The sequence below is a fragment of the Rhodanobacter sp. BL-MT-08 genome (genome assembly GCF_054161255.1).
This window is the reverse complement of the sequence record NZ_CP167872.1, coordinates 35,467-49,726: the sequence shown is the minus strand read 5'-3', so window position 1 is coordinate 49,726 and position 14,260 is coordinate 35,467. Positions and strand designations below refer to the sequence as shown.

Sequence of the window (14,260 nt, the reverse complement as noted above, 5' to 3'; positions counted from 1 at the left end):
GATGGGGACGAAATGGGCGGACGCTAGTGACTAATGCACGGCGCCGTGACGCGCGGATGACGTGAGCAGCAGGTCGTCCAGTGCGACGCCGAGCAGGTCGCCGATGCGGTCGATCTTGATATCGGGCGCGTTGCGCAGCTCGGGCGTGGCGTTGGCCGCGTACTGGCCCTGGCGCACGAACACGGTGGTCAGCCGCTCGCCGAGCTCTTTTTTCATATCGGCGAGGATGTTCGGCTTGTCGTCGATCATCACGTAATGCCGGGCCGGATAGCGCTGCTGCATCAGATCCAGCTCGTGCTGCTTGTGCTCGTAGATCAGCACATTGCCGTCGAAGGCGTCGAACACGCCGGAGTGCGTAACCTTGCGCGGCTGAAACACCATGTCGCCGTCGGACAGCGCCGAGGCGGGCGCCAGCGTGCGCAGGTGCGCCACAACTTCCAGCGCGTGCGGATAGAGCAGATCAGCGAAGGGAAAATCGAGCAGGAACGGCGACATCTGCAGCAGCGCGGGATCGTTCTGCAACCCGACGCGGAACTCCTGCATGGTGCCGAGATAATCCGATATGCCGGTCTCGGCCCAGCGCTTCTTGTGCAGCGACCAGTAGCGCTCGCGCTCGGCCGCGTTGAACGATGTTTCCAGGTGGGCGGACAGCTCGACGGCGAAACGGTCGTTGTCGAACAGGGTGTTGTCGACATCGACCAGGATGAAGACCTCTGCCGGTTCGCTGCGGGAAACCGCGCTCAGCATGGAGACGTTTCCTCCTTCGCCGGGTCGTGCCAGCCTTCGTCGCCATCGACGATTTTCGACGCCTCGGCCGGGCCCCAGCTGCCGGGTTTGTAGGTCGCCACCGGCTTTTCGTGGGTCAGCACCTGATCGACCACGGCCCACGCCGCCTCGACGCTTTCATCGCTGGTGAACAGCGCGTTGTCGCCGCGGATCGCGTCGCCGAGTAGCCGCTCGTACGGGGTTTTTTCCGGCTCCGGGTGATGGCGTGCCACCAGCTCGACCGGCTCGCCGCGCATTTTCTCGCCGGGTTTCTTGACCCGCGCGCCCTCGGCGATGATCACCTCGGGATTGAAGCGGAAGCGGAAGTAGTTGGACTCTTTCTGGCTGATTTCGTCGAACAGCGACAGCGGCGGCGTCTTCATGTCGACGATCACCTCGGTCGCGGTGATCGGCAGGTTCTTGCCGGCGCGGATGTAGAACGGCACGCCGTTCCAGCGCCAGTTGTCGATATGCAGGCGCAACGCCACGAAAGTTTCGACATTGGAATCGGGCTTGACGCCCTCGACCTCGCGGTAGCCCTTGTACTGGCCGCGCACCACGTCCTTCGGATCAACCGGCTTCATGGCGCGGAAGATGCGCAACTTCTCGGCGCGCAGGGACTCCGGATCGCTGCCGACCGGCGCATCCATAGCCAGCATGGCGATCACCTGCAGCAGATGGTTCTGCAGCACGTCGCGGATCGCGCCGATGTCGTCGTAGAACGCGCCGCGACCCTGCACGCCGAAATCCTCGGCCATGGTGATCTGCACGCTTTCGACGTAGTTGCGGTTCCAGACCGGCTCGAACACGGTGTTGGCGAAGCGGAAATAGAGCAAGTTCTGCACCGGCTCCTTGCCGAGGTAATGGTCGATGCGAAAAATCGACTGCTCGGGAAACACTTCGTGCAGCGTGGCATTGAGCGCCCTGGCTGAGGCCAGATCGCGGCCGAACGGTTTCTCCACTACCACGCGGGCATTTTCGGCGCAGCCCACATTCTGCAGGCCCTGCGCCACCACGCCGAACAGGCTCGGCGGAATGGCCAGGTAATGCAGCGGCCGCTTGGCCTTGCCGAGCGCTTTCTTGATCGCGTCGAAGGTGGCTGGATCGTTGTAGTCGCCGTCGACGTACTGCAACTTTTCCGACAGTTTCTCGAACGCGTCCTTGTCGAACTTGACGCCCTGATCCTTCGCCGCCTTGGTCAGGCTGTCGCGCGCGCGCGCCCTGAGCTTTTTGATGTCCCAGTCGGAGTGGGCGACGCCGATAATCGGAAGGTCCAACCCATCGTTGACGATCATCGCCTGCAGCGCGGGAAAGATTTTCTTGTAAGCCAGGTCGCCCGTGGCGCCGAAAAAGACCAGTGCATCCGAACGAGGTGTCGGCATAAAGGTAACTCTCTCCATGTGGCTTCAAGGGTACGGGCGCGCGTTACGACGACACCGCGGAAAACGTTCCGTCGCGTCGACCGTTGCCGGCCAACGCGACGGCTGCACAGCGTAGTTTGCGCGTCCGGGAGTGAAGTCTTCGCTAAGATTCTCATAGGCGCGACCACGGTCGCCGCATCGCAGCTTCCTGTGGTCTGCGCCGCGACGATTCCAAGAAGCCAAGGGTTTCGACAAGCCTAGGGTTTCGACAGGCATTTACGCCGAGCGCGGATGCTGCAGCTGGACGCGATGCTCCTGCCCGTCGTTGGTCAGCAGCACGCGGCCGTCGGTGACCCGCTCGCCATCCAGTCGCAGTACGCGCGGCGCATCCGCAGCAACTTGCGTCACCTCGATCTGATACCAGGTCTGGCGATAGCGATAGCGCATCGAAAAACCTTCCCAGTCGCCGGGCAGCACTGGCGCAAAAGTCAGATGGCCGGCGTCCATGTGCAGGCCGAGCAGGGATTCGACCACCAGCCGATACATCCAGCCGGCCGAACCGGTGTACCAGCTCCAGCCGCCGCGGCCGACGTGTGGCTGCACCGCGTAGACGTCCGCGCTGACTACGTAAGGCTCGACTTTGTAGACGTCGATCTCGGCGGCGTCACGCGTGTGGCTGAGCGGGTTGATCATGCGCAGCAGTTCCCACGCGCGAGCGCTGTCGCCCAGTTCGGCAAACGCCATCGTCGCCCAGATCGCCGCATGCGTGTACTGACCGCCGTTCTCGCGCACGCCCGGCACATAGCCCTTGATGTAACCCGGGTCGAGCGGCGATTTGTCGAACGGGGGATCGAGCAGCTGCACCAGCCGGGCCTCGCGCTTGACCAGATGCTGATCGAGCGAATTCATCGCCTGCTGCTGGCGCGCCGGATCGGCGACGCCGGAGATCACCGACCAGCTCTGCGCGATCGAGTCGATGCGGCACTCATCGTTCGGCGCCGAGCCCAGCGGGGTGCCGTCGTCGTAGTAGGCGCGCCGATACCACTGTCCGTCCCAGCCGTTCTGCTCCAGCGCGATCTTCAGCTTGGCCACTTCGCTCTCGCAGCGCAGGGCGAACGCTTCGTCGTCGTGAAGGCGCGCGACGTCGGCGAAGCGGTTCATCACCTCGCACGAGAACCAGCCCAGCCAGATGCTTTCGCCGCGGCCGGCTTCGCCGACCCGGTTCATGCCGTCGTTCCAGTCGCCGCAGCCGATCAGCGGCAGGCCGTGCACGCCGCGCACCAGACTATGTTCGATCGCCCGCACGCAGTGGCGGTAAAGCGTTTCGCGCAGGCTGGAGTGCTGCGGCAGGTCGTAGTACGACTCCTCGCCCGGATGCAGCGGCCGGCCCTCGATGTAGCCGACGGTTTCATCGAGCACCTGTCGATCGTCGGTGGCCAGCACATAGCGCGCGGTGGCCAGCGGCAGCCACAGATAATCGTCGGAGCAGGCCGTGCGTACGCCGCGGTCCAGCGGCGGATGCCACCAGTGCTGCACATCGCCATCGGGGAACTGGTGCGCGGCGCACAGCAGGATCTGCCGCCGCGCGCTGTCCGGCGCGGCGTGAATCATCGCCATGGAATCCTGCAGCTGGTCGCGGAAACCGAACGCGCCGCCGGACTGGTAATAGCCGCTGCGGGCCCAGAACCGGCAGGCAATGGTCTGGTACAGCAGCCAGCCGTTGGCCAGCACGTCGACCGCGGGATCGGGCGTTTTCACCTGCACCGCGCCGAGCGTGCGCTGCCAGTGGCCGCGCACCTTGTTCAGGGCTTCGCTCGCGGCCACGGCGCCGCGGAAGCGCTGCACCAGCGCGCTCGCGTCGGCGGTATCGCGGCCCAGGCCCAGTCGGAACACCATGTCGCGCTTTTCGCCCTCGCCCAGTTCGATCGTCATCTGCAGCGCGCCGCAGGGATCGAGGCCGGCGCCGAGGCGACCGGACAGATGCGTGCGGCCAAGCGCGGCCGGCGCGCGGGTGCTGCCGTTGCGGCCGAGGAACTCGCTGCGGTCGCCGCCGATCGAGCGGCTCGGATCGTCGACGTCGAAGAACGCCACGCGGCCGGGGAACTCGGTGTTGTACGCATTGCGGGCGAACAGCGCGCCGCTGGCCGGGTCCGATTCGGTGACCACGTGCATGGCGGTCTTTTCGCGCAGGTCGCCCAGCATCCACTCGACGTAGCCGGTGGCGCTGATCTTGCGCGCGCGGCCGGAATCATTGCGCAGCTTCAGCAGCGAGAACTTCACCGACGCATCCAGCGCCACGTAGACCCACAGCTCGGAGTAAATGCCGTCTTCGGTGTGTTCGAACACGCTGTAGCCGAAGCCGTGACGGGTCACGTATTCGCCGGTGCCGCGCGCGGGCAGCGGCGTCGGCGACCAGACCTGGCCGGTTTCCTCGTCGCGCAGATAGATCGCCTCGCCGCTGGTGTCGCCGACCGGGTCGTTGTGCCAGGGTGACAGGCGGAACTCGTGCGCGTTCTCGGCCCAGGTGTAGGCGCCGCCGCTCTCGGAAATCACCGTGCCGAAATGCGGGTTGGCCAGCACGTTCGCCCACGGTGCCGGCGTGGCGTCGTTCGGGCCCAGCACGATCACGTACTCGCGCCCGTCGGCGCTGAAGCCGCCGTACGGGTTGCTCAGCTGCAGGCCGCGCGGGTTCTCTAACGGCGGCGCCAGCAGCGCCGGCACGATGGCCGGCGCGCTGTGCCGCGGCTTGCTCGGTTCGAAGCGCGGCATGTGCGTTTCCACCCAGCGCCGGCTGACCTGCTCGGCCAGCGTGCCGCGGGTGTCGGCGAGGATAATGCGCGCGCTGGCCTGGACCAGAATGCGGTCCTCGCTGGACAGCTGCTGCGCCGGGCGCACGAAGATGCCGCCGGGACGATCGAGCAGGCTCGCTTCGCTGCCCGAGGCGATCAGGCCCATGATCTGGTCCTGCAGCTCCTGCCGGTAGCCGGCGCGATCCTCGTTCCAGATCACCAGATCCACCGCCAGACCCTTCAGACGCCAGTAGGCGTGCGCCTGCACAAGCTGACGGACCAGCTCGATCCGCGCCGGGTCGGCGATCTGCAGCAGCACGATTGGCAGATCGCCGGAAATCGACTGTCCCCACAGGCCCGACTGGCCGCGGCGGTTGGCCGCGATCATGCCCGGTTCGGCGCGCATATTGGAGCTGGGATAGATGATCGAGGTGGCCATGTGCTCGTACAGCTGCGCATCGGCCAGCGAGGCGTTGAGCTGGCGCAGCAGCACCTGGCTGTGCGTCCAGGCCAGGTCGAACACGCGGTCGGCCAGATGGCGGTCGCGGTACTTGCCGATCAGCTGCACGCAGGCGTCGCGGGTGTCGCCCATGCCGGTGACGAAATCCACCGTGACCGATTGCTCCGGCTCCAGCGTGATGCGGCAGCGGATCGATACGATCGGATCGAGCACCGAGCCCTCGCTGTTGGAGAGCTTCGGATGCGGGTCAGCTGCCGTGCCCATCGCCAGCGGGGCGGCGGCGCTGCGGCCGCGGCCGATAAAGCGGGCGCGGTCGGTCTCGTAGGAGATTTCGTCGATGTGCCCGTTGTGTACGGCCAGCAGGTGGCACATCCACGGCACGGCTTCGTCGTGCGCGCGCGGGCGGCGGGTGCAGACGATCGCCTGCAGCTCGGGCATCAGCTCGGTCTGCACGAACAGCTTGCTGAAAGCCGGGTGCATCGCGTCGGCGATCGGCGGCGCCAGCACTACTTCGGCAAAGCTGGTCAGCTCGATCGTGCGGCGCGTGCGGCTGCGGTTGGTGATGCGGGTGCGGCGCAGTTCAATATCGTCTTCCGGCGACACCACGATTTCGGTATGCGCGTCGAACTCGCGCTCGCGCACGCGGAACTCGGCGCGGGCGTCGGAGAAGATCGCCTCGAACAGCTCGGTTTTCTTCAGCGTCGGCTGGTGCGCGGTCGACCAGTAGGCGCCGCTGGCCACGTCGCGCAGGTAGCAGAACATGCCCCAGTTGTCGCTGGTGATGTCCTCGCGCCAGCGCGTCAGCGCCATATCGCGGCAGCGGCTGTAGCCGCCGCCGGCGCTGCTGACCATCACGTGATAGCGGCCGTTGGACAGCAGCTGCACGGCGGGGCGCGCCCGATCGGGCTCGGTGAACACGCGCAGGCGCGCTTCGGCGGCGCGCGACTGGCCGTCCATTTCGGGGAAGCCCGAGGCGTGCAGATATTCCGCGGCGGTCTTCGGCACGCGCTCCTGCAGCAGCAGGCTGGTGGCCTGGAACTGCGGATCGGATTCGAAACGTCGCTGCATCGGCTTGTCCAGCAGCGCATAGTCCAGCGCCAGCAGGCTCATGCCCTGGTGGTGGACCATGTACGACTGCACCAGCGCCGAGGACTGGCCCAGCGGCAAACGCGCGGGCGTGTAGTCGATCGCTTCGTAAAAACCCAGCCGCCCTTCCGCGCCCGCATCGACCAGGCGCTGCATGTTGCGGGTAGAGGCCGTGGGCGCGACCATCATCGCCATCACGGTGGCATACGGCGCGATCACCACGTCGTCGCCGAGCCCACGCTTCAGGCCCAGGCCGGGCACGCCGAAGGCGCGGTACTGATAGGTGAAATGGGCATCGAGCGTGTTGTAGCCCGATTCGGAAACGCCCCAGGGAATGTTGAGCTGAGTGCCGTATTCGATCTGGCGCGCGACGGCGGCGCGGCAGGTTTGATCCAGCAGGGTGCCTTCGTAGCTGGGCATTACCAGCATCGGCATCAGGTATTCGAACATCGAGCCGGTCCACGACAGCAGCACCGGCTGGCCCCCGCTGGTGGTCAGCAGGCGGCCCAGCGAGAACCAGTTGTCCTGCGGCAGCTGGCCCTGCGCGATGGCGACGAAGCTGGCCAGGCGCGCTTCGGAGGCGAGCAGATCGTAGAAGCCGGCGTCGAGGCGGCGCTCGTCGACGTTGTAGCCGATCGCCAGCAGGTCGCGCGCGCTGTCGTACAGGAACCGATAATCCATCAGCGCCAGTTCGCCGGCCTCCAGCGCCACCTGTTCGAGCGTGGCGATGCGTTCGCGCGCGCGTTCGCGCCGGGCCTCCGCGTCGGCCTCGTCGGGCCAGATCAGCGGCTCGATGCGCGACAGCTGGCGCAGCGTGGGCACGCCCTTGAAGTTGGCGTCGTCGTCGGGCGGCGGATCGAGGTGGAAGTGGCGCGTTTCATCGAGCAGGTCGCCGCACTGCTGCAGCAGGGCGGCGAGCCAGAACCCGGCGTCGCTGCCAGGCTCAACCGGCTGCGAACGCGCCAGCGCGTGAGCCTGGTGGAGCATGCTCTGCAGCAGCGCGACGGCCGCTCCTGTGGTTGCCGGAGGCGATGCTACGGCGGCCTCCAGCGGCTGCTGCAGCGGGCTCAGCGAACTAGCGCTGGCCCCGGGCAGCGAACGCTGCAGCACGGCGAGCGTATCAAGCAGACCTTGCAGCGCGCGCGGCTGGAATACTGGCTCATCGGCCAGCGCCAGCAGCCCCGGACGCAGCGTCAGCAGATGCCCGGCGAGATTGCCGCTGTCCACGGCCGAGATGTACAGCGGCGCCAGCGGCTGCAGCGTCAGCGTGTCGTACCAGTTGTAGAAATGCCCGCGATGGCGCGGCAGCAGGCGCATCGTCGCCAGGGTCTGCACTGTACGGTCGAGCAGGCGCCCGGCACTCAGAAAGCCGAAATCGTAGGCGGCCAGATTGGCCAGCAGGGCCAGGCCGATATTCGTCGGCGAGGTGCGGTGCGCGACGGCCGGGGCCGGCTGGATCTGCACATTGTCCGGCGGCAGCCAGTGATCGGCTGGCCCGACATGCGCATCGAAAAAGGCCCAGGTCTTGCGCGCCAGCATGCGCAGAAACTGCATCTGCGTGGCGGTGGGTGAAAACGCGGGCGGCAGATTCGGTTTGCTGATCCACCAGGCGATCGACGGCGACAGCAGCCAGAGTACGAGCAGCGGCGCTGCCACGATCAGCGCCATCGGGCGGTGCCACGCCAGCAGGGCCGCCAGGATCACGGCCAGTGCAGGACCGATCCACATCAATCGCCACAGCGCACCGGGCGCGTTGCTGCTGCGCTTTTCGACATCGCTGGAGGTTTGCCACTGCAGCAGCAAGCGCCGACTGATCAGCATGCGCCACAGCGTGCGTACGATCGCATCGAGGCTGTACAGCACTTCGTGCGGCAGCCACGCCAACCCGAGCGCCATGCGCGCCAGGTGCTGGCCGCTTGAATGCATGGCCGCGCGCAGGTGCTGATCCATCTGCACTTCGGCCTGCTTCTGCACCAGATCGAGCATCGCTGACAGCACTGGCGGAATCAGCACCATCGCCAGTACGGCGAGCATCCAGGAGAACGCCGGCGACAGCAGCAGCCAGCCGGTCAGCAGCAGGGCCAACAGCGACACGGGCACCAGGCTGCGGCGCAGGTTGTCGAGAATCTTCCAGCGCGACAGCGCGGTCAGCGCATTTTTGCGCCAGCCGTCGTGCGCGGTCGGCGCCCACGGCAGCAGCCACGGCAGCAGCTGCCAGTCGCCGCGAATCCAGCGATGCCGGCGCTTGACGTCGGCGCTGTAGCGCGCCGGGTATTCCTCGTACAGCTGCACGTCGCTGAGCAGGCCCGAGCGCGCGTGGCAGCCCTCGACCAGATCGTGGCTTAGGATGGCGTTATCGGGGAAGCGGCCTTCAAGGCTGAGCTCGAACGCATCGATGGCGTAAATGCCCTTGCCGATAAACGAGCCTTCGTGGAACACGTCCTGATAGACGTCCGAGACCATCTGCGTATACGGATCGATACCCGCATCGCTGGCATAGAGCTGCGCATAGCGCGAACGCGCCGTGCTGGGCAGGCTGATACCTACGCGCGGTTGCAGTACGCCGTAACCGGACACCACCCGGCGCAGCGCGGGGTCGTACACCGCGCGGTTGAGCGGATGATCGATTGCGCCGACGAACTCGTGCGCCGACTCGCGCGGCAGCTGGGTATCGGTATCCAGCGTGATGATGTACTGCACGGGCGGCAGCGTGTCGATGTCGCCGACGATCAGCAGGTAGCGATCGCGCGCGCCGCCGCGAAGCAGCGCGTTGAGATCGCCCAGTTTGCCGCGCTTGCGCTCGCGTCCCATCCAGCTCTGCTCGGCGGCATTCCACTTGCGCGGGCGATGAAACAGGAAAAACCGGTCCATCTCGGCCGTGGCGTATTTGTCGTTGAGCGCCTCGACGCGGCGCCGGGCCAGCCGCAGCAGCGCGTCATCGCCGGGCAGAGTCTCGCTGGCGGCGTCGGGAAAGTCGGTGAGCAGGGCGAAATGCAGCTGCGGATCGCGGTTACCGAGGAAGCGCACTTCCAGCGCTTCGACCAGCTCCTCGATGTCCTGCGCGCTGCCGAATAGGCTCGGCACTACCACCATGGTGCGCGCGCTTTCGGGGATGCCGGCCGAGTAGTCCATGCGCGGCAGCTGCCGCGGCGCGATCGTCAGCGTGGCGATCCAGTTGAGCAGGCTCATCGCCAGCTGGCTGGCCAGGATGACCGACGGAATCGCGATGGCGATCAGGCCCCACGTCGGCAGGTCGTTGTGTGAGGCCGACACCACCAGCGCGCGCGCCAGCGCAAACGTCAGCAGTGCGAGCAGGCCCAGATAGATCGGCAGCGGCGCGCGGTCGAGCAAGCGCCGCAACGTTTCGCCGACCGTCGGCGTCACACCGAGCCGCTGCTCCAGCGTGCGGCGGCCCTTGTCGATCAGATAGAAGCCGACGTGTCGGGCCACCGCGCGACCGTCCGCGCCAGCGCCTTCACGGCTGAGCGCCAGCGCGGCCTCGGCCACGTCCGGCTCGTTCAGCTTATGCTTGCGCGCGATCGATTCGATCACGTGGCGGTAGTCGTCGCGCGTGGTGAAATCCATCGAGGTATAGACCCCGGCCGGGTCCTGACGCAGGAACTGGTCGACGATGCTGGTGTGTTCGACGAAGTCGCGCCAGTCGATCGCCGACAGTGCGCGCAGGCTGCCGATGCTGTTGCCGATCGACACCTGATCGGCCGCCTGCTGCTGCGCTTCGAGCTGGACCAGGTGCTCGATGGTCTGGCCCGATTCGGATAGGCGCTGCTCGATCCAGCTCAGCGGCAGCGCCAGCGCGGGGCTTTGACCCTGCAGCCGGCGCGCCATTTCGGCGACGAATGGTCCAGTCATCGGCGGCTTGGAGCGCGCCATGTCGGCGACCACCAGCACCACGCTTTTCGGGTCGCTCTCGGCGGTGGCGGTGAGGTTGTCGGCCCAGCGCGCGGCCTTGCCGCGGTATTGCCAGTCGGCGATCACGCGCGCGGCGACGCGGCGCAGGTTTTCGATCAGCGCCAGCCGCAGCATGATCGGAATCGCCCACAGCTCGCCGAGCTTGAGCGGCGTTACGGTTTGGTAGGCGTTGACGAAGCGCGACAGGCTGGTGGTATCGACGCGGCCATCGCCGTGCGAAATGATTTCCAGCGCGATGTCGTACACGCGCGGCAGCTCGGCCGACGGGCCGCTTTCCAGCCGCGGCAGCTCCTTGCTGTAGCCCTTGGGCAGATGCCGGCGGGCGATGCGGATCTGTTCTTCGATCAGGTAGAAATTGTCGAGCAGCCACTCGCCGGCCGGCGTGATGCGCCGCCGATGGCGGGTGGCCGCGGTGAGGCGTTCGCAGGTATGCGCGAGCACCGCCTCGTTGTCGTCCAGGCGGGCCAGCAGCAGGTTGCTGGTTTCGTCAGGGCTCAGCCGATGCTGGCTGGCGAGCACGTGCCCGTGCCGTTCCATCTGGTCGGCACTGAACAGCTCCGAGCGCAGTGCGGGCTCCTGCTCGGGCCTGGTGCGGGCAGCCGCACGTTTACGACGGAACGCGCGCAGACGGCGCAGTTTGAGCAAATCGAGTGTGCGGCCGATGTCCAATTCCAGCTTTCCTTCCGGGGTTCAGGGTGACACAGCCGGCTGTATGCCTCTATGCGCCCTCACCACCAAGTGGCGGGTGATGACTGACGAAGCATCCCCGGCACTCGCCCGGGAAGGTACGCGTCACCGCGTGAAGATCACGCACGCTACGATAGTCCAACTGATGCCCTGTTGGAGTTTCGCCTCGTGTCCTCGCCGCTGATTCGTGCTGCTACACCCGACGATACGTCGCTGCTGCTTGCCTGGAACGCGGCGATGGCCTGGGAGACCGAAAACAAGCGGCTCGACCCCGCCGTTCTCGAGCGCGGCATCGCCGGCATCTTCGAACGGCCGCAGCGCGGTTTCTATCTGGTCGCCGAACGCGATGGCGTGGCGGTCGGCAGCCTGATGGTGACGTACGAATGGAGCGACTGGCGCTGCGGCGACTTCTGGTGGATCCAAAGCGTATACGTGATGCCCGAGGCGCGGCGAAGCGGCGTATTCCGCGCGCTGTACGCCGCGGTGGAGGAACGTGCGGTGGCGGCTGGCGCGGTCGGTCTGCGGCTGTATGTGGAAACCGAGAATGCCAACGCGCAGGCAACCTATGCGGGGCTTGGCATGCAGCGCTGTCATTACTTCATGTACGAAAGCGCCTTGGCGAGCGCCGAGAACAGCTAGACCAGCAGCGCCTCCAGCGCCGATGCCGGCATCGGCACGCCGTACAGAAAGCCCTGCAGCTGCGAGCAGCCCGCGCGGCGCAGCAGCTCGCCCTGTTCCGGGGTCTCCACGCCTTCGGCGATCACGTCCTTGTGCAGGCTGCGCGCCATCGCGATGATCGCCTGCGTGATGGTCGCGGTATCGGCATCGGTGGTGATGTCGCGTACGAAAGTGCGATCGATCTTCAGCGCGTCGATCGGGAAATGCCTCAGATAGGACAGGCTGCAATAGCCGGTGCCGAAATCGTCGAGCGACAGGCGCACGCCGCGCCGCCTGATCCGCTGCAGAAGTTCGGTGGTGGCGTCGCCGCCGGACATCACCATGCGCTCGGTCAGCTCGAGCTCGAGCAGGCCCGGCTCCAGCCCGCTCTCGTCCAGCACGGCATCGAGCCACGCGTAGAAATCGGCGTGCTGGAACTGCAGCGGCGAGACGTTGACCGACACCGGCAGATCGATGCCGATGTCCCGCCAGCGTTTGGCTTGCTGGCAGGCTTCGCGCAGCACCCAGGCGCCGATCGGCATGATCAGGCCGGTGTCCTCGGCGACCGGAATGAACTGGTCCGGCGCGTACACCGGCCGGTCGTCGACCAGCAGCCGCAGCAGCGCCTCGGCACCGACAATGCGTCCGCTCTGGGCGTCGACCTTGGGCTGGTAGTGCAGCGCCAGCTCCTGTCGGGTCAGCGCGCGGCGCAGCGCGGTTTCGATCTTGCGCCGGGCCTGGGTGCGCTCGCTCATCGACGCGGTGAAAAAACGATAGCCGTGCTGGCCCAGTGCCTTGGCTGCGTACATCGCGGTTTCCGCCTGCTGCACAAGTGTTTCGGCTTCGACGGCATCGTCGGGAAAGAGGCTGATGCCCACGCTGACGCGCAGCGCCAGCTCGGGGATGTCCGGCACGCGGGTTTCCTGACAGTAGGCAATCAGGATCTGGCAGCGGCTGGCCACCTCGCCCACGCTGTCCAGATGCGGCAGCAGCACCACGAATTCGTCATCGCCGAAGCGGCTGATCAGCTCGCCGTGTGGCAGGCCCTTGCGCAGCTGCGCGGCGAGCGCGCGCAGCGCACGATCGCCGCCGGCGTGGCCGTACAGTTCGTTGACCTGCTTGAAGTGATCGATGTCCAGATACAGCACCGCCGCGCGCTGCTGGCGCCGCCCCGCCGTGCCCAGCGCCTGCCCGATATGCGCATGCAGCTGGCTGCGATTGGGCAGGCCGGTGAGCGTGTCGTGCTGGGTCAGGTGAATCATCTTCAGCGCCAGCGCACGGTTCTCGCTCACGTCGTGGAAGACCAGCACGCCGCCGATCACGTTATCGGCGTGGTCGTGGATCGGCGCGGACGAATCCTCCACCGGCGTGTCGAAGCCGTGCCTGTGCCGCAGCAGGGTCTTGCCGACCAGATCGGCGATGATGTTCTGCTCGATGGCGGCGCGCAGCGGATTGGCCACGGCGTGGCCGGTTTGCGCGTCGAACAGCTGGAAAATGTCCTCGATCGAGCGGCCCTGCGCTTCGGCGCTGGTCCAGCCGGTCATCGCTTCGGCGATCGGGTTGAGCGAGGTCACGCGCAAGGCAGTATCGGTGGTGATGACCGCGTCGCCGATCGAGCGCAGCGTGACCTCGGCCAGCTCGCGCTCGCGATGCAGCGCTTCCTCGAACGCCTTGCGCTGGCTGACGTCCTGCGCCTGCGAGACGAAATAGAGCGGCTGCTGATGCTCGTCGCGCACTACCGACACGCTCAGCTGCAGGTGCACCGCGTGGCCGTCCTTATGGAAGTTGCGCTTCTCCAGCTGATACGAGTCCCGCTGTCCGGACAGCAGCTGCCCGAGCAGCTCCATGTCGGCGTCCAGATCGTCCGGGTGGGTGATGGCGGTGATGTCCAGCGCCAGCAGCTCGTCCTCGCGGTAGCCCAGCATCTGGCACACCGCGGTATTGACGCGCAGGAAGCGGCCGTCCGGATGCACCAGCGCCATGCCGATCGCCGCGTGCTGAAACGCGCCGAAAAAGCGCTGCTCGCTTTCCTGCAGCTTGAGTTCCAGCGTGCGCCGCTCGGTGATGTCGACGAAGGCGGTGAACACGCCGCGCACGGCGCCGCTTTCATTGAAGTCCGGCTGAAAATTGCCGTGCATGTAGCGAACCTGATTGCCGCCGAACGCCTCGCCCTCGTAGCTGGTCGTATGTCCGGCCAGCGCGCGTTCCAGGGCGGCGGCCATGTTCAGATAATTGCGCCGGCCGCCGACCTCGATCAGGGTTCGACCGATCAGCTGTTCGGGGTCGACGCCCAGCCAGGTGCGATGGGTTTCGTTGGCGTAGAGAAAGCGTTGCGACGTATCGATGTAGGACAGCAGCGCCGGTGCGCCACGCAGGATCCGCGCGGACCACGCCTGCGCCTGGACCTCAAGTGATGGCGGCTCCGCGGCAGGCTCGTTCGGCTGCATGGTCGTTCCGTCCCCGTGTGGCGACCATCATGCGCCGGCCTGCCGCCGTTTCCCAGTGCTCGCCCGTCGCGCGTCTAA

Annotated in this window: 5 protein-coding genes; 1 reads left to right on the top strand and 4 read right to left on the bottom strand. The window is 66.6% G+C overall.

Annotated features, from left to right (window positions below; all coding sequences use genetic code 11):
• Nucleotides 1–30: 30 nt before the first annotated feature.
• From ACDK93_RS00185 to ACDK93_RS00175, 3 genes are all read right to left on the bottom strand, one after another.
• Nucleotides 31–747 carry an HAD family hydrolase gene (locus tag ACDK93_RS00185; RefSeq protein WP_458070581.1) on the bottom strand — a complete coding sequence of 239 codons (717 nt, stop codon included), beginning with the start codon at nucleotides 745–747 and terminating at the stop codon, nucleotides 31–33.
• On the bottom strand, nucleotides 741–2,147 hold the full coding sequence (gene zwf, locus ACDK93_RS00180) for a glucose-6-phosphate dehydrogenase (protein ID WP_458070580.1): 1,407 nt from the start codon (nucleotides 2,145–2,147) through the stop codon (nucleotides 741–743). The genes ACDK93_RS00185 and zwf overlap by 7 nt, the downstream gene beginning before the upstream one ends.
• Before the next feature lie 255 nt (nucleotides 2,148–2,402).
• Complete coding sequence (locus ACDK93_RS00175) at nucleotides 2,403–11,060, bottom strand: GH36-type glycosyl hydrolase domain-containing protein (RefSeq protein ID WP_458070579.1); 8,658 nt, start codon at nucleotides 11,058–11,060, stop codon at nucleotides 2,403–2,405.
• Between the two features lie 255 nt (nucleotides 11,061–11,315).
• Between ACDK93_RS00175 and ACDK93_RS00170 the strand changes: the two genes are divergently transcribed.
• Nucleotides 11,316–11,717, top strand: a complete 402-nt coding sequence (locus tag ACDK93_RS00170) for a GNAT family N-acetyltransferase (protein ID WP_458072303.1) — start codon at nucleotides 11,316–11,318, stop codon at nucleotides 11,715–11,717.
• On the opposite strand, the gene ACDK93_RS00165 is transcribed toward ACDK93_RS00170, so the two are convergent.
• Nucleotides 11,714–14,182 (bottom strand): sensor domain-containing protein, encoded by a 2,469-nt coding sequence (locus ACDK93_RS00165; RefSeq protein WP_458070578.1) that lies wholly within the window; start codon nucleotides 14,180–14,182, stop codon nucleotides 11,714–11,716. The two genes, ACDK93_RS00170 and ACDK93_RS00165, sit on opposite strands and share 4 nt — an antisense overlap.
• Nucleotides 14,183–14,260 lie beyond the last annotated feature (78 nt).

Bases quoted from the DNA above. Each gene is read 5' to 3' on its own strand.
- zwf (WP_458070580.1), bottom strand. From the start codon at position 2,147: ATGCCGACACCTCGTTCGGATGCACTGGTCTTTTTCGGCGCCACGGGC.
- ACDK93_RS00185 (WP_458070581.1), bottom strand. From the start codon at position 747: ATGCTGAGCGCGGTTTCCCGCAGCGAACCGGCAGAGGTCTTCATCCTG.
- ACDK93_RS00165 (WP_458070578.1), bottom strand. From the start codon at position 14,182: ATGCAGCCGAACGAGCCTGCCGCGGAGCCGCCATCACTTGAGGTCCAG.
- ACDK93_RS00170 (WP_458072303.1), top strand. From the start codon at position 11,316: ATGGCCTGGGAGACCGAAAACAAGCGGCTCGACCCCGCCGTTCTCGAG.